Raw genomic sequence first — 15,023 nt, 5'->3', positions numbered from 1 at the left:
GATGCGGTATCAATCCCCCTATAATCGGGTTTATTTTTTGAAAAATGCATAGAGAACAGACGTGGCAAAAAATATTCAAGCCATTCGCGGTATGAACGATTACCTGCCGGCCGAAACGGCATTATGGCAGCGGATTGAAAACAGCCTGAAACAGGTGCTCGGCAGCTACGGCTACAGTGAAATCCGTACGCCCATCGTTGAGCAGACGTCGCTGTTTAAGCGCGCCATCGGCGAAGTTACCGACGTGGTGGAAAAAGAGATGTATACCTTTGAGGATCGCAACGGCGACAGTTTAACGTTGCGTCCTGAAAATACCGCTTCCTGCGTCCGCGCCGGTATTGAGCACGGCATCCTCTACAATCAGGAGCAGCGGCTGTGGTATATCGGGCCGATGTTTCGCCATGAGCGTCCGCAGAAAGGGCGCTATCGCCAGTTTCACCAACTGGGCTGCGAAGTCTTCGGTTTGCAGGGGCCGGACATCGACGCCGAGCTGATTCTGCTCACCGCCCGCTGGTGGCGGGTGCTGGGCATTGCGCAGCATGTCAGTCTGGAACTGAACTCGATTGGTTCGCTGGAAGCCCGCGCCCGTTACCGCGAGGCGCTGGTGGCGTTCCTGGAACAGCATAAAGAACAGCTGGATGAAGACTGCCTGCGCCGCATGTACACCAACCCGCTGCGCGTGCTGGACTCTAAAAATCCCCAGGTGCAGACGCTGCTTAACGACGCGCCGGTGCTGACCGACTACCTGGACGACGAGTCCCGGGCGCACTTTGAGGCGCTGGGTGAACTTTTAACCCAGGCGGGTATCCCATATACCGTTAACCCGCGTCTGGTTCGCGGTCTGGATTATTACAACCGCACCGTCTTTGAATGGGTAACCACCAGTCTGGGCGCGCAGGGCACGGTCTGTGCCGGCGGGCGTTATGATGGTATGGTTGAGCAACTGGGCGGACACGCTACCCCGGCGGTGGGTTTTGCCATGGGCCTGGAGCGTCTGGTGCTGCTGGTGCAGTCCATCAACCCCGAGTTTAAAGCGCCTCCGGGCGTCGACGTCTATCTGATCTCTTCCGGCGAAGGCACCCAGGTGGCGGCGATACAACTGGCTGAGACGTTGCGCGATGCGCTGCCGCAGTTGAAACTGATGACCAACTACGGCGGCGGCAATTTTAAAAAGCAATTTGCCCGCGCCGATAAGTGGGGCGCGCGCATTGCGCTGGTATTAGGCGAAAACGAAGTGACCGCGGGTCAGGTGGTGATAAAAAACCTGCGAAACGGCGAGCAGGACACATTGGCACAGGCCGACGTCGCCGCGCGACTGGCAACGTTACTGGATTGAGGAGAGAGACACCGTGGAAGTCTATACCACAGAGAATGAGCAGGTTGATGCGCTACGTCGTTTCCTCGCGGAAAACGGGAAAGCATTGGTCGTTGGCGTTGTGCTGGGCGTCGGCGCGCTGGTTGGCTGGCGTTTCTGGCAGAATCACCAGAGCAACAGCGCCATGGAGGCGTCGGTATCCTATCAGCAAGTCAGCGAACAGCTGGCGGGCGGTAAAGCCGAAGGCGTGACCTCGGCGGAGAAATTCGCCGCTGAAAACAAAAATAACTACGGGGCGCTGGCCTCGCTGGAGCTGGCTCGTCATTATGCGGATCAGAAGGATTTTGCCAAAGCGCAACAACAGTTGGCGCAGGCCAGGTCGCAAACCAAAGACGCCGACCTGCTTGCCGTGGTGAATTTGCGTTTGGCGCGTATTCAGCTCCAGGAGAAAAAGGCGGACGAAGCCCTGAAGACGCTGGAGGCCATCAAGTCGGACGGCTGGGTTGCCCTGGCGGCGGAAGTACGTGGCGATGCCCTGGTAAGCAAAGGGGACAATCAGGCCGCGCGCGAAGCTTATGATAAAGGTCTGGCCGCTAATCCACCGCAGGCACTGCAAGCATTGCTGCGTATGAAACTGAACAACCTGTCCAGCTAAGAGGAATTCCATGCAACTGCGTAAAACACTTCTGGTAGGACTGGTTTCTGTCGCCCTGCTGAACGGATGTTCGCTGTTTAACAGCGAGGAAGACGTCGTTACCATGTCTCCACTGCCGACGGTGGAAAATCAGTTCACGCCGACCAAGGCGTGGAGCCGCTCGGTGGGCAGCGGCATCGGCGAGTTCTATTCCAATCTGCACCCGGCCTGGCAGGGCGATCGCGTCTTTGCCGCCGATCGCCGCGGGACGGTAAAAGCGCTGGATCTCAACGACGGCAGCGAAATCTGGCGTGCCGACCTGTCTGAAAAAACCGGCTTTCTTTCCCGCAATACGCCCGCCTTACTGTCCGGCGGCGTAGCGGTATCCGGCAACCATGTCTATGTCGGCAGTGAAAGAGCGCAGGTGTTTGCTCTCAGCGCGGAAGACGGAACGCCGGTATGGCAAAGCAAAGTCGCCGGTGAAGTGCTGTCCCGCCCGGTTATCAGCGACGGCGTGGTGCTGGTTCATACCAGCAACGGCCTATTGCAGGCGCTGAATGAAAGCGACGGCGCGATTAAATGGACGGTTAACCTGGATATGCCGACGCTGTCTCTGCGCGGCGAATCCGCACCGACCACCGCCTTTGGCGCGGCCATCGTCGGCGGCGACAACGGACGCGTCAACGCGGTACTGATTAATGAAGGGCAGTTAATCTGGCAGCAGCGTATTTCGCAGCCCAGCGGGGCGACGGAAATCGATCGCCTGAATGACGTCGATACCACCCCGGTGGTTGTCGGCGAAGTGGTCTACGCGCTGGGCTATAACGGTAATCTGACCGCGCTGGATCTGCGCTCCGGCCAGATCCTGTGGAAACGGGAACTGGGTTCGGTGCACGATTTTATCGTTGACGGCGACCGTATCTATCTGGTCGATCAGTCCGACCGCGTGGTGGCGCTGAACACCAACGGCGGCGCGAGCCTGTGGCGTCAGAGCGATCTGCTGCACCGCAACCTGACGGCGCCGGTGCTGTATAATGGTTACCTGGTGGTGGGGGATACAGAAGGGTATCTGCACTGGCTGAATACGTCTGACGGCCGCTTTGTCGTACAGCAGAAAGTTGACGGTTCAGGCTTCCTGAGCAAGCCGGTGATTGCCAGCGACAAGCTGCTTATTCAGGCGAAGAACGGCGAGGTTTACGCCTTTACCCGCTAGTTAAAAACCGTAATGTTTGGATCCCTGCGGCTGGCAGACGCGATCCCCCAACGGCTCCTGACAGTATCAGGGGCCGTTTCGTCTTTTTATCGTCAGCAGGTATTCTTGCTGTAACGTATTGAAATATAAGTAATGAGGTTGTAACAATGATACCTGTCGTCGCGCTGGTCGGACGTCCGAACGTGGGGAAGTCCACGCTGTTTAACCGCTTAACGCGCACTCGCGATGCATTGGTGGCGGATTTCCCAGGGCTGACGCGTGACCGCAAGTACGGCCGTGCGGAAGTGGAGGGCCACGAATTCATCATCATCGATACCGGAGGCATCGACGGCGCGGAAGACGGCGTGGAAACGCGTATGGCCGGGCAGTCGCTGCTGGCGATTGAAGAGGCCGATATCGTGCTGTTTATGGTCGACGCCCGCGCGGGACTTATGCCCGCCGATCAGGGCATCGCCCACCATCTGCGCAGCCGCCAGAAGGCGACGTTTCTGGTGGCTAATAAAACGGACGGCATCGATCCCGACACCGTTATCGGCGATTTTTATGCGCTGGGGATGGGGGAAATCTATCCCATCGCGGCGTCCCACGGGCGCGGCGTCACCTCCCTGCTGGAAAAAGTGCTGTTGCCGTTTGTGCAGGATGACGAGGCCGAACCCGTTGCGCTGACGGAAGAAGAAGAGAACGCCGCTTACTGGGCGGAACAGCTTGCGGACGAGCAGGCGGCTGAAAATGCCGAGGACGCGGAGGATGATTTCAATCCTGAAGATTTGCCGATCAAACTGGCGATTGTCGGCCGCCCGAACGTGGGCAAGTCCACGCTGACCAACCGGATTCTGGGTGAAGATCGCGTGGTGGTTTACGATATGCCCGGCACCACGCGCGACAGTATCTATATTCCGATGGTACGCGATGAGCGTGAATATATCTTGATCGATACGGCCGGGGTGCGCAAACGCGGCAAGGTAACCGAAACGGTCGAAAAATTCTCGGTGATTAAAACCCTGCAGGCCATCGAAGACGCCAACGTGGTGCTGCTGGTTATTGACGCGCGCGAAGGGATATCCGATCAGGATCTCTCGCTGCTGGGCTTTATCCTCAATAGCGGGCGCTCGCTGGTGATTGTGGTCAACAAGTGGGACGGCCTGTCGCAGGAGGTGCGTGAGCAGGTTAAAGAAACGCTGGATCTGCGTCTCGGATTTATCGACTTCGCCCGTATTCATTTCATCTCCGCGCTGCATGGCAGCGGCGTGGGAAATCTGTTTGAATCAGTGACTGAAGCCTACAGCTGCGCCACCCGCCGGGTCGGCACCTCCATGCTGACCCGTATTATGCAAATGGCCGCCGATGACCATCAGCCGCCGCTGGTGCGCGGCCGTCGCGTAAAACTGAAATATGCGCATGCGGGGGGCTACAATCCGCCGATTGTGGTGATCCACGGTAATCAGGTGAAAGACCTGCCCGATTCCTACAAACGCTATCTGATGAACTATTACCGCCGCTCGCTGAGTGTGATGGGAACGCCAATCCGCATCCAGTTTAAAGAGGGCGAAAATCCTTTTGCGGATAAACGCAACACGCTGACGCCAAATCAGTTGCGCAAGCGTAAGCGTTTGATGCAGCACCTTAAAAAAAGCAAATAACGGGTAAGCGGGGCGGATGGCGACATTCGCTCAGCATTGCTTTGCTGAATAGCCGGGAAAGTTTATGTCTTGGGAAAACTGGAGTTTTGCGTTTAACGTTACGGTGCCGAACCTGTTGATGCTGCTGCTGGGGATAGCGCTGCGCAAACTTAAGATGCTGAATGACGATTTTTGCGATTCAGCCATGCGGCTGGTCTTTAACGTATCCTTGCCCTGTCTGCTTTTTTTCAGTTTGGCCACTAATCACCAGTCGATTATGGAACAGCTGCCGCTGGTGATTTATGGCGTCTGCGGCACGCTGCTGAGCTATCTGCTGCTGGAGTTCGCCGCGGTTTATGTGGTTAAGGAACCGACCGAGCGCGGTATCTTCGTGCAGGGCGGGTTTCGCTCCAACACCGGTATTATGGGGTTGGCGTTTGCCATGAGCGCCTATGGCCAGGAGGGCGTCGCCGTCGGTTCTCTGTACCTGATGGTGACGGTGATTATGTTTAACGTGCTGTCGGTTATCACCTTGACGCGCAGTTTACAGCGTAAGGCCGACGGGCGGGGGATCAGCATTCCCGCGCTGCTGAAGAGCATCGTCACCAACCCGCTGATCCTCGGCCTGCTGGGCGGCCTGTGTTATTCGAAAAGCGGCTGGCCGATGCCGACGGTGATCCAGCAGACCGGCGGCTTTATTGCCGCGCTATCGCTGCCGCTGGCGCTGTTGTGCGCCGGCGTCAGCCTCGACCTGCGGATGATTTTTCGCTCATCCAACGTGGCGGCGCTCTCCTCATTGGCCAAGCTGCTGCTGGTGCCGGGCATGCTGACGCTGGGCGGCTGGCTGGTCGGTTTTCGCGGCGTTACGCTCGGGGTGATTTTTTTGTTTTCCGCCACGCCGACGGCGGCGGGCAGCTATGCGATGACCCGGGCAATGGGCGGCAATCCGACGCTGGCGGCCAATATTATTGGTTTGACCACCGCCGGTTCGTTCTTTGTTATCGCCCTGGGCGTCTATTTCTTGCGCTCGCTCGGGGTTATTTAGTTATACGGGAGAGAAAAGATGGAAGTCACTTGTCCGCGCTGTCATGGCGTGATGAACTGGAAAAACGACCATTGTTTTCACTGCCCGGCCTGTCGGCAGGATTATCTGCGCGAAGCCGATTGCCCTGAATGCAACCACCCGCTTCAGGTGCTGAAAGCCTGCGGCGCGGTGGATTATTTTTGCCAGCAGGGGCATGGTTTGGTTTCGAAATCGCGGGTGGTATTTTCGTTGCACAAACGGTAGGGGGAGAAATTAAAAACCATAAGTTGTGACGATATGCGCTTTTATTTTCTAGGCTTTCTTTCTGCTTTTTCGCCACTGATAGGTTATTTTAGCAATCCTTTTACTTCGACAAAAATAGACGAAAATGTAAAATGATGGTGAATTTATCAGTTTAAAAACGGAATATAGTGAAAGGATAATAATAACAGGAATGACAAGATGTGCATCCAATCCTTTCTGAATGTAGAGGGTAATATTATAGATACAGTTTGCCACTCCCAGAAATAAAGAGATGATGTAAAGTTTCTTTAATACTTCCAATCCTATATTGTGACCCCTTGGGATATAATGGATCATCATAATAAGAGGTATAATATAGTAAATAATGAGTGTGACAACGGTGAAACCGAAACGAAGCCCATAATTATTTCTATCACTGATAAATAGCTCTGATAACGTTATTGTATTTATTACGGCAACGGGCAGTAATAAAAAGATAGACAGGACTATTGTCAATGGCGTTACAGGAGGGAGCGCGTTTTTTTCCTCAAGGAAGAAATTCTCTAATTTTTTCCCTGAACGTCTGTATAACGCAGGGTTCTTATCTCTAATCTCCTTCTCAACCTCCTTTCCATGACAGATTAATTCATTAAAATTTTCACCTAATTTTATTTTCATTACTTTAATACCGGAATAGATTGAATGACACTAACAGCATAATTAGAGCTTTTCAACAAATTGCTCGGATTTCTTATGGTGCCACTTAAAGCGCTCCCAGCAAAAGCAGCGGCTCCCGTTAATGCATCATTAAGTTGTTTTTTCAATATGTTTTGAATATCTGAGCTTGGGAATCTTTTAGGGAAAATCCCCATCTTTATCGCTGTTTTTATTTGCGCATCTGTCATTCTCGGGTTTTCTATTTTTATCAGTTCGAATGTCAAACGTGCTCTGTCCTGACGTGGAATCGATTTTAGCCATTCTCTGGCCTCTGTTGAAGATACTGCTCTCATTTTACGGTACATACTTACAGTTTGTTTGATTGCTGCACCAGCACTGATGAGCGAAACAACGTCCATAATAGTGGATATGGTAATGTACCAGCCTTCTGAATCGAGCCAGGTGACATTCTGTCCCGCATTAAAAGTAATATCATAAAGACGTATTAGCCCATTACCGCACTGCATTGCAGTTGCTATAGTACCAGCATAGCCAAGTGCAATAATACCTATGCTGGTTCCTCCAGTTAAAGGAACACTCGCTGCACCACTGAACATGCTAAAAACTGCTATGGACATAGCACCACACGATAACATAGTCGAACTGACTTCCGCCGCGATAGAGGGTGACTCAATGGCTTTGCTCAGGCTTTTCTCTACCGAATATTGGCTTAATTGAGGTATTTTAGTCACAATTACATGAGTGACAATACTTTCATTATTATTTGCATATCGCTTTGAAGGCCGCACCAGATAGCGCTGGTGGCCGTCGGCATAGATAATTCCAACCTGATAAAAATCGCGGGTGCAGTCGAGAGACTGTGCAAGGGCCTGAAAATCAAAATCAGCGCCTGACTGATTACCCGTCCAGCGGGAAAAGTCATAGCTCGTCAAGCCGCGTTCGGCGAGGGAAGGGGTCAACGGCATTTTTATGCTCCTTCATATTAAATAATGCCTGCAACTCAAATTATTTAAAGTATTTCGTTATAAAACAGCTAATTACTTTCTTGAGTGTTTAATCGGTAAACCATAGCGCGGCGGATGGAATCAAGGCAATAAGAAAATTCTTATGCTGATTTCAAGGCGTTATTTGCCTTCGCGCCATAGGGAGGTGAGTTCCGACGGCGCCAGCTCTTCCGGAATCAAAAATTCTTGTTCAATATGGTGGGTGTTTTCTGCGGGAGAAAAATAGATATGAATGCGGTAATAAAATTGATCGCCGCGTCCGGGGGAGTCCGGTTTTCCGGGTTCGCGCGCCAGCGGCAACGCGTTGCGGATAGCGGCGCAAATACGTTCCCGCTCAGACTCCGGCAGGTTGGCGAGGGCGAAACGCCGTAGCCCGGCCAGCTTGGGGATCCAGGCGATACCGCCTTCACGCGCCAGCTCTACCACTGCATCGTTATTAAGTTCAGGTAATGTCTTCATTTACAGGCTTCCCGGAGCGGATACCACCCCCACTTTTTCCCAGGATTGCTTGACGATATCGGCCACGGACTGGTCGAAACGCTGCTCGGCGTGCTTCACGGTGTAGCGTGAAAACACGTCGAAATCGGCGTTCTGCGGCAGGGATTTATCACTCAGGGCGTCATACCATATCCAGCCCGCTTTTTCCCAGGAGTAGCCGCCCAGCGCGGTTGCGGCCAGATAAAATGCGCGGTTCGGTATACCGGAGTTCAGGTGCACGCCGCCGTTGTCTTCGCGGGTGTTAATGTAATTGTCCATATGCGAGGGCTGCGGGTCCGTGCCCAGCAGCAGATCGTCATACGCGGTTCCCGGATTCGACATCGAGCGCAGGCCGGTGCCGTGGATCCCTTCGGCCAGCAGCTCGGCGCCAATCGTCCAGTCCGCCTGCTCTGCGGTTTGCCCAAGGTGGAACTGTTTCACCATTGAACCAAAAACGTCGGACAGCGATTCGTTCAGGGCGCCGGACTGTCTGAAATAGATGAGATCCGCCTCGTTTTCTATCACGCCGTGCGTCAGTTCGTGCGCCACGATATCAATGGCGATGGTGAAACGATTGAATATCTTGCCGTCACCGTCGCCAAAGACCATTTGTTGGCCGTTCCAGAACGCATTCTGATAATCCTGACCGTAATGTACCGTACCTGACAGCGTTAGCCCCTGGTTATCCAGAGAGTTGCGCTGGAACGTCCGCCAGAAGAAATCATAGGTAACGCCCAGGTAGTCATAGGCCTCATCGGCGGCGATATCGCCGTTGCCGTCTTGTCCTTCCGCACGCACCAGCTTGCCGGGCAGTTGCTGCTGGTTTTCCGCATCGTGAATTTCGCGGTGTACCTGACCGGGAGAAGCCAACGGGTGGGGTTGCGGCCTGGGGTGAGTGCTTACCATCAGAGACTGGACGTGCATCAACGTCTGTTGGGCGCAGTGGCGCTGGGCCTCTGAACCATTGGCGATAATGCGGTGCAGGATGTAGGGCGGGATGACGCTGTGAATCGGTCTGGACTTCATACCTCTATCTCCTTGAGAAAGGTGGTGTTCGGCAATTCAGACGTACAGCTACATCGCTAAGTATAGTCCGGAAGCCGATGCTATGTTCGGCGTTTTTTGGCTATTGATGCGGTTCTCTTTTCCGGCACCAGCGCGGTGACCTGGCTTTCGATCCAGCCATCCTGCAGGCGGGTTTTCAAGGTTTCGCCCGGCGCAGTTTGGGCCACCTTTTTCAACACCCGCCCGCCTGAGGTGGTGGTCACGTTATAGCCCCGCGCCAGCGTCGCCAGCGGGCTGACCCCTTCCAGGTGCGAACAGGCGGCTCCCAGCCTCTGCTTATACTGGCCGAGCTGGCGTTCAAGGGCGTGCTGCAGCTGATAATGCAACTGTTGCAGACGTTGCTGCGCGCGGTGGATTTTCGGCTGCGGCTGTTGCTGAGCCAGCCGTTGCTGGAGATGCTCGCTACGGCGCGACAGCCGTTTGAGCTGCAGCTGCATCCCCTCATCCAACCTCTGGCGCAGCCTGACCAATTGGGTCTGCTGGCGCGCCAGCCGTAGCTGCGGATGCTGCTGCTGCAAACGGTGGTGCAGGCGGGTAAATTCGCGGCTGCGCTGGGCGAGATAATAATCCATCGCCATTTCCAGCCGCTGGCGCTGGGACTGTATCTGACGCAGCAGTTCGAGCTGATTGCGGCTGACCAGTTCCGCCGCCGCTGACGGCGTGGGCGCGCGCAAATCGCCGACAAAATCGGCGATGGTGACATCGGTTTCATGACCGACCGCGCTGACGATGGGAATGCGGCTGGCAAAAATGGCCCGCGCCACCCGTTCGTCGTTAAAGCTCCATAAATCTTCCAGCGAACCGCCGCCGCGCCCGACAATCAACACGTCGCATTCGTCGCGCCGGTTGGCCTGTTCAATGGCGCGCACAATCTGTTGCGGCGCGTCGTTGCCTTGCACCGCGGTCGGGTAGACCACTACCGGCAGGGAAGGATCGCGCCGCTGCAATACCTTTAAAATATCGTGCAGGGCGGCGCCGCTGGCGGAGGTGATCACCCCGACCTGTCTGGCCGGGCTTGGCAATGCCTGTTTAAATTGCTGATCGAAAAGCCCTTCTGCGGCGAGCTTCTGTTTTAATTGTTCAAACTGCTGCTGCAACAGACCGTCACCCGCCGGCTGCATGCTTTCCGCCAGCAACTGATATTCGCCGCGCGGTTCGTACAGCGTAATCGCAGCGCGAATCAGCACCTGCTGACCGTTTTGCGGGCGAAAGGTGACACGGCGGTTGCTGTTGCGGAACATGGCGCAACGCACCTGCGCACGCTCGTCTTTCAGCGTAAAGTACCAGTGGCCGGATGACGGCTGAGAAAAGTTGGAGATTTCACCGGAAAGCCAGATTTGACCCATCTCCATTTCCAGCAGTTGTCGAACCGTCTGGTTCAGGCGGCTAACGGTAAAAATCGCGGCGGAGGGAAATTGAGACATTGTGAGCCAGATCAAATTTTAAAACAGTGACTTAATTGATCGATACTACCTGCCTGCAACAGGTAATCAAGCATTTTATCAAAAAAATGCTGGAGGCAACCGGTTACGCTCTGTATAATGCCACGGCAATATTTTATCCGTTCTTCACATCCACCTTGGTGAGATATTGCCCATGTTACGTATCGCTAAAGAAGCACTGACGTTTGACGACGTTCTCCTTGTTCCCGCCCATTCCACCGTTCTGCCGAACACGGCTGATTTAACCACTCAACTGACGAAAACCATTCGCCTGAATATTCCTATGCTGTCCGCCGCGATGGATACCGTAACGGAATCCAATCTGGCGATTGCCCTGGCTCAGGAGGGCGGTCTGGGATTTATTCACAAGAATATGTCCATTGAGCGTCAGGCTGAAGAAGTCAGCCGGGTCAAAAAATACGAAAGCGGCGTGGTGATCGATCCTAAGACCGTTACTCCGACGACGACGCTGCGTCAGGTAAAAGAGCTGACCGAACGTAACGGATTTGCCGGTTACCCGGTGGTCGCCGAAGGCAATGAGCTGGTCGGTATCATCACCGGCCGTGACGTTCGCTTTGTCACCGATTTGGATCTGCCGGTCAGCGCCGTGATGACCCCCAAACCGCGCCTGGTAACGGTAAAAGACGCCGAAGCCCGCGAAGTCGTTCTGCAAAGAATGCATGAAAAACGCGTTGAGAAAGCGCTGGTGGTGGACGACCAGTTTCATCTGCTCGGCATGATCACCGTAAAAGATTTCCAGAAAGCGGAACGTAAACCCAACGCCTGCAAAGATGAGCACGGCCGTCTGCGCGTAGGGGCGGCCGTCGGCGCCGGTGACGGCAACGAAGAACGTATCGACGCGCTGGTTGCGGCGGGCGTTGATGTTTTGTTGATTGACTCTTCACACGGCCATTCCGAAGGGGTGTTGCAGCGTATCCGCGATGCCCGCGCCAAATATCCCAACCTGCCGATTATCGGCGGCAACGTGGCGACGGCCGCGGGCGCAAAAGCGCTGGCGGACGCCGGCGTCAGCGCGGTTAAAGTGGGTATCGGCCCCGGCTCTATTTGTACCACCCGTATCGTCACCGGCGTGGGCGTCCCGCAGATCACCGCAATCTCCGACGCGGTCGAAGCGCTGGAAGGCACCGGTATTCCGGTGATTGCCGACGGCGGCATCCGCTTCTCCGGCGATATCGCCAAAGCGATCGCCGCAGGGGCCGCCTGTGTGATGGTGGGCTCGATGCTGGCCGGTACCGAAGAGTCTCCCGGCGAGATCGAACTGTATCAGGGGCGCTCTTTCAAATCCTACCGCGGAATGGGGTCGCTGGGAGCGATGTCCAAAGGCTCTTCCGACCGCTACTTCCAGAGCGACAATGCGGCGGACAAACTGGTGCCGGAAGGTATCGAAGGGCGCGTGGCTTACAAAGGCCGTCTGAAAGAGATCGTCCATCAACAAATGGGGGGGCTGCGCTCCTGTATGGGCCTGACCGGATGCGGCACGATCGATGCGCTGCGTACCCAGGCCGAATTTGTGCGCATCAGCGGCGCCGGTATTCAGGAAAGCCACGTCCACGACGTTACCATTACCAAGGAATCGCCGAATTACCGCATGGGTTCATAAGGTGATTTGCAGGCTGATTTAAAGCGTTAAACCCGGTACTATTCGCCGGGTTTAATCATTATTGCTTCAATTCGTATTTTGGAACACGCCTCTTATGACAGAAAACATTCATCAACACCGCATTCTTATTCTGGATTTCGGCTCGCAATACACGCAGCTGGTTGCTCGACGCATTCGTGAATTGGGCGTTTATTGCGAACTGTGGGCATGGGATGTCACAGAAGCGCAGATCCGCGAATTTAACCCCAACGGGATTATCCTTTCCGGCGGTCCGGAAAGCACCACCGAATTTGATAGCCCGCGGGCGCCTGAGTATGTTTTCCAGGCCGGCGTGCCGGTGTTGGGCGTCTGCTACGGTATGCAGACGATGGCGATGCAGTTGGGCGGTCGCGTTGAAGGTTCCAACGAACGTGAGTTCGGCTATGCCCAGGTTGAAGTGAAAACCGACAGCGCGCTGGTGCGGGACATTCAGGATGAGATAAGCGCGGAGGGCGCGCCGCTGCTGGATGTATGGATGAGCCACGGGGATAAAGTGACGTCCATCCCCGCTGATTTTGTCACGATAGCCAGCACCGATACCTGTCCGTTCGCCATTATGGCCAACGAAGAAAAGCATTTTTACGGCGTACAGTTCCACCCGGAAGTAACGCACACCCGTCAGGGGCAGCGTCTGCTGGAACGTTTTGTGCGCGATATCTGTCAGTGCGAGGCGCTTTGGACGCCCGCCAAAATTATTGACGATGCGGTGGCGCGTATTCGCCAGCAGGTGGGGGACGATCATGTCATCCTCGGCCTGTCCGGCGGGGTCGACTCCTCGGTCACGGCGATGCTGCTGCACCGCGCCATTGGCAAACGCCTCACCTGCGTATTCGTGGATAACGGCCTGCTGCGTCTGAATGAAGCCGATCAGGTACTGGAGATGTTTGGCGACCATTTCGGCCTGAATATTGTGCATGTACCGGCAGAGGAGCGTTTCCTGAGCGCGCTGGCCGGGATTGACGACCCGGAAGTGAAGCGTAAAACCATCGGTCGCGTATTTGTCGAGGTGTTTGACGAAGAAGCCTGCAAGCAGGATCTGGTCAAATGGCTGGCGCAGGGCACCATCTACCCGGACGTTATCGAATCCGCCGCGTCGGCAACCGGCAAGGCGCATGTCATCAAATCGCACCACAACGTCGGCGGACTGCCGAAAGAGATGAAACTGGGCCTGGTGGAACCGCTGAAAGAGCTGTTCAAGGATGAAGTGCGCAAAATCGGCCTGGAACTGGGTCTGCCGTACAACATGCTGTTCCGCCATCCGTTCCCGGGGCCGGGGCTGGGCGTGCGCGTGCTGGGCGAAGTGAAAAAAGAGTACTGCGACCTGCTGCGCCGCGCGGACGCGATCTTTATTGAAGAACTGCACAAGGCCGAACTGTACGACAAAGTGAGCCAGGCCTTTACCGTCTTCCTGCCGGTGCGCTCTGTCGGCGTAATGGGCGATGGCCGTAAGTACGATTGGGTCGTTTCGTTGCGCGCGGTGGAAACCATCGACTTTATGACCGCCCACTGGGCGCACCTGCCGTACGAATTCCTCGGCCGCGTCTCCAACCGCATCATCAACGAAGTGGACGGCATCTCCCGCGTGGTTTATGACGTTTCCGGCAAGCCGCCGGCGACGATTGAGTGGGAGTGATTTAACGTCTGGCAACAGCCTGCACGTAAAAGCAGTAAAATACCTCTAAGCCCGTGTTACAGCGGGCTTTTTTGTTTTTGTGTCTGGCACTTTCTAGCAGCTGTTAGCAACGGGAAGCACGGTTTTTTCAATGGAATTTTTGATGGTACTCTCTGTTTTCGAATTGGATTTTGTAGTGAATGGCGTCCAGCCAGACGAAGGGATAAACCGGCTCCAGCAGGCGCTGTTGCCACTGTTTGAGTTCGAATGACCTTGTCCGTCACGGCGCTGATGGTGGCGGGGGGATTACCGGTTACTGTAATTCCCGCTCAAGCAACTGGACAATAAACTGATTTTTCGACACTGCATGGGAAGTTGTCGCCGCCGTCAGGCGGGCTTCCAGCCATCCCGGGTAGCGCAACGTGAATGACTTTAGCTTGTCCTCCTCCCTGAACGGCTGAATGCCCTCTTCTTGGCAGGTTTCAATGTACTCGGCGAGCGAAATTTTCCCTTCCTTCTCCAGCCCTTCGATACTGTTCGATATAAAATCACAATAGCCGGTGACGTCCAGGAACTTACCGCGAAAGGCTTTAATTTCTGCTTCGTAGGTCACAGAAGCAGGGTGGCCGTCGATCGTCATAATGTTGTTGCTTTTAATCATGTTCGACTCCTATTACATTCTCGAACCAATCACGCAGGCCGTTGACTGCGCCCTTATCCATCACGTTACCCGGATGGGGGTGGTGGGTCTGATATACGGACCCCATCAGCACAAACTTGCGTCTGGAGCCGTTCCCGTTCTTCACCTTTCCACCGAGCGCATTAATCAGGCTCACAACGTCATCCCATTTAATGCCGGGTTTTGGCGGTGTGGTCAGCACATCAGCCAGTGTTTTCCGGTGCTTTGAACTCAGTTCCTTAACCTTTATCATCATGCATCCCGCTGACGTCGCTTTATGACGTCATATTGTAGGTTGATTGTTGAGCGACGTCAATATTTGACGTCATAGGGCAGCGGGAACACTTGAACAATATTT

The 15,023-nt window shown here is 54.8% G+C and carries 15 protein-coding genes and 1 pseudogene; 8 read left to right on the top strand and 8 right to left on the bottom strand.

Translation table 11 applies throughout. The annotated features are described in order from the left end of the window. Positions 1-61: 61 nt before the first annotated feature. From hisS to MFP24_RS20530, 6 genes are all read left to right on the top strand, one after another. The gene (hisS, locus tag MFP24_RS20555; RefSeq protein WP_249232125.1) at positions 62-1,336 is read left to right on the top strand and encodes a histidine--tRNA ligase; all 1,275 of its coding nucleotides are present in this window, start codon (positions 62-64) and stop codon (positions 1,334-1,336) included. Positions 1,337-1,349: 13 nt separating this feature from the next. Next, a complete protein-coding gene (locus MFP24_RS20550; protein ID WP_249232124.1) occupies positions 1,350-1,970 on the top strand; it encodes a YfgM family protein in 621 nt (206 codons plus the stop codon). Positions 1,971-1,980: 10 nt separating this feature from the next. Then, complete coding sequence (bamB, locus tag MFP24_RS20545; RefSeq protein ID WP_249232123.1) at positions 1,981-3,162, top strand: outer membrane protein assembly factor BamB; 1,182 nt, start codon at positions 1,981-1,983, stop codon at positions 3,160-3,162. 146 nt (positions 3,163-3,308) lie between these two features. Further along, positions 3,309-4,802 carry a ribosome biogenesis GTPase Der gene (der, locus tag MFP24_RS20540; protein WP_249232122.1) on the top strand — a complete coding sequence of 498 codons (1,494 nt, stop codon included), beginning with the start codon at positions 3,309-3,311 and terminating at the stop codon, positions 4,800-4,802. 64 nt (positions 4,803-4,866) lie between these two features. After that, on the top strand, positions 4,867-5,826 hold the full coding sequence (locus MFP24_RS20535; RefSeq protein ID WP_249232121.1) for an AEC family transporter: 960 nt from the start codon (positions 4,867-4,869) through the stop codon (positions 5,824-5,826). 18 nt (positions 5,827-5,844) lie between these two features. Beyond that, positions 5,845-6,069, top strand: coding sequence for a zinc ribbon domain-containing protein (locus MFP24_RS20530; RefSeq protein WP_249232120.1), 225 nt, complete (start codon positions 5,845-5,847; stop codon positions 6,067-6,069). A 48-nt stretch (positions 6,070-6,117) separates the two neighbouring features. Here the strand turns inward: MFP24_RS20530 and MFP24_RS20525 are convergent, their stop codons facing one another. From MFP24_RS20525 to xseA, 5 genes are all read right to left on the bottom strand, one after another. Next, complete coding sequence (locus tag MFP24_RS20525; RefSeq protein WP_249232119.1) at positions 6,118-6,726, bottom strand: hypothetical protein; 609 nt, start codon at positions 6,724-6,726, stop codon at positions 6,118-6,120. Beyond that, complete coding sequence (gene ssp4 / locus MFP24_RS20520; protein ID WP_249232118.1) at positions 6,726-7,691, bottom strand: Ssp4 family T6SS effector; 966 nt, start codon at positions 7,689-7,691, stop codon at positions 6,726-6,728. Before ssp4 ends, MFP24_RS20525 begins: the two co-directional genes overlap by 1 nt. A 159-nt stretch (positions 7,692-7,850) precedes the next feature. After that, positions 7,851-8,189 (bottom strand): protealysin inhibitor emfourin, encoded by a 339-nt coding sequence (locus MFP24_RS20515; RefSeq protein WP_249232117.1) that lies wholly within the window; start codon positions 8,187-8,189, stop codon positions 7,851-7,853. Then, positions 8,190-9,233 carry a M4 family metallopeptidase gene (locus MFP24_RS20510; RefSeq protein ID WP_249232116.1) on the bottom strand — a complete coding sequence of 348 codons (1,044 nt, stop codon included), beginning with the start codon at positions 9,231-9,233 and terminating at the stop codon, positions 8,190-8,192. Positions 9,234-9,313: 80 nt separating this feature from the next. Then, entirely contained in the window at positions 9,314-10,696 is a 1,383-nt protein-coding gene (xseA, locus tag MFP24_RS20505; RefSeq protein WP_249232115.1) for an exodeoxyribonuclease VII large subunit, read from the bottom strand. Positions 10,697-10,868: 172 nt separating this feature from the next. On the opposite strand from xseA, the gene guaB reads away from it, so the two are divergent. Next, on the top strand, positions 10,869-12,335 hold the full coding sequence (gene guaB / locus MFP24_RS20500) for an IMP dehydrogenase (RefSeq protein ID WP_136164887.1): 1,467 nt from the start codon (positions 10,869-10,871) through the stop codon (positions 12,333-12,335). Positions 12,336-12,429: 94 nt separating this feature from the next. Further along, complete coding sequence (gene guaA / locus MFP24_RS20495) at positions 12,430-14,007, top strand: glutamine-hydrolyzing GMP synthase (RefSeq protein ID WP_249232114.1); 1,578 nt, start codon at positions 12,430-12,432, stop codon at positions 14,005-14,007. A gap of 151 nt (positions 14,008-14,158) precedes the next feature. Here the strand turns inward: guaA and MFP24_RS20490 are convergent. From MFP24_RS20490 to MFP24_RS20480, 3 genes and pseudogenes are all read right to left on the bottom strand, one after another. Then, positions 14,159-14,285, bottom strand: a pseudogene (locus tag MFP24_RS20490) (transposase); the annotation flags it as partial. Between the two features lie 14 nt (positions 14,286-14,299). Beyond that, complete coding sequence (locus MFP24_RS20485) at positions 14,300-14,647, bottom strand: type II toxin-antitoxin system HicB family antitoxin (RefSeq protein ID WP_249232113.1); 348 nt, start codon at positions 14,645-14,647, stop codon at positions 14,300-14,302. After that, positions 14,640-14,918: a type II toxin-antitoxin system HicA family toxin gene (locus MFP24_RS20480; RefSeq protein ID WP_249232112.1), complete on the bottom strand. Its 279-nt coding sequence runs from the start codon at positions 14,916-14,918 to the stop codon at positions 14,640-14,642. Before MFP24_RS20480 ends, MFP24_RS20485 begins: the two co-directional genes overlap by 8 nt. Between the last annotated feature and the right edge of the window lie 105 nt (positions 14,919-15,023).

Source organism: Brenneria tiliae, from assembly GCF_023347575.1.
GTDB classification, from domain to species: Bacteria; Pseudomonadota; Gammaproteobacteria; order Enterobacterales; family Enterobacteriaceae; genus Brenneria; species Brenneria corticis.
Note: the sequence above shows the minus strand (reverse complement) of the source record. Positions and strands in the feature narration are given on the sequence as shown.

Bases quoted from the DNA above. Each gene is read 5' to 3' on its own strand.
- MFP24_RS20515 (WP_249232117.1), bottom strand. From the start codon at position 8,189: ATGAAGACATTACCTGAACTTAATAACGATGCAGTGGTAGAGCTGGCG.
- MFP24_RS20535 (WP_249232121.1), top strand. From the start codon at position 4,867: ATGTCTTGGGAAAACTGGAGTTTTGCGTTTAACGTTACGGTGCCGAAC.
- MFP24_RS20485 (WP_249232113.1), bottom strand. From the start codon at position 14,647: ATGATTAAAAGCAACAACATTATGACGATCGACGGCCACCCTGCTTCT.
- MFP24_RS20525 (WP_249232119.1), bottom strand. From the start codon at position 6,726: ATGAAAATAAAATTAGGTGAAAATTTTAATGAATTAATCTGTCATGGA.
- guaB (WP_136164887.1), top strand. From the start codon at position 10,869: ATGTTACGTATCGCTAAAGAAGCACTGACGTTTGACGACGTTCTCCTT.
- xseA (WP_249232115.1), bottom strand. From the start codon at position 10,696: ATGTCTCAATTTCCCTCCGCCGCGATTTTTACCGTTAGCCGCCTGAAC.
- MFP24_RS20510 (WP_249232116.1), bottom strand. From the start codon at position 9,233: ATGAAGTCCAGACCGATTCACAGCGTCATCCCGCCCTACATCCTGCAC.
- MFP24_RS20530 (WP_249232120.1), top strand. From the start codon at position 5,845: ATGGAAGTCACTTGTCCGCGCTGTCATGGCGTGATGAACTGGAAAAAC.
- bamB (WP_249232123.1), top strand. From the start codon at position 1,981: ATGCAACTGCGTAAAACACTTCTGGTAGGACTGGTTTCTGTCGCCCTG.
- der (WP_249232122.1), top strand. From the start codon at position 3,309: ATGATACCTGTCGTCGCGCTGGTCGGACGTCCGAACGTGGGGAAGTCC.
- MFP24_RS20480 (WP_249232112.1), bottom strand. From the start codon at position 14,918: ATGATAAAGGTTAAGGAACTGAGTTCAAAGCACCGGAAAACACTGGCT.
- guaA (WP_249232114.1), top strand. From the start codon at position 12,430: ATGACAGAAAACATTCATCAACACCGCATTCTTATTCTGGATTTCGGC.
- ssp4 (WP_249232118.1), bottom strand. From the start codon at position 7,691: ATGCCGTTGACCCCTTCCCTCGCCGAACGCGGCTTGACGAGCTATGAC.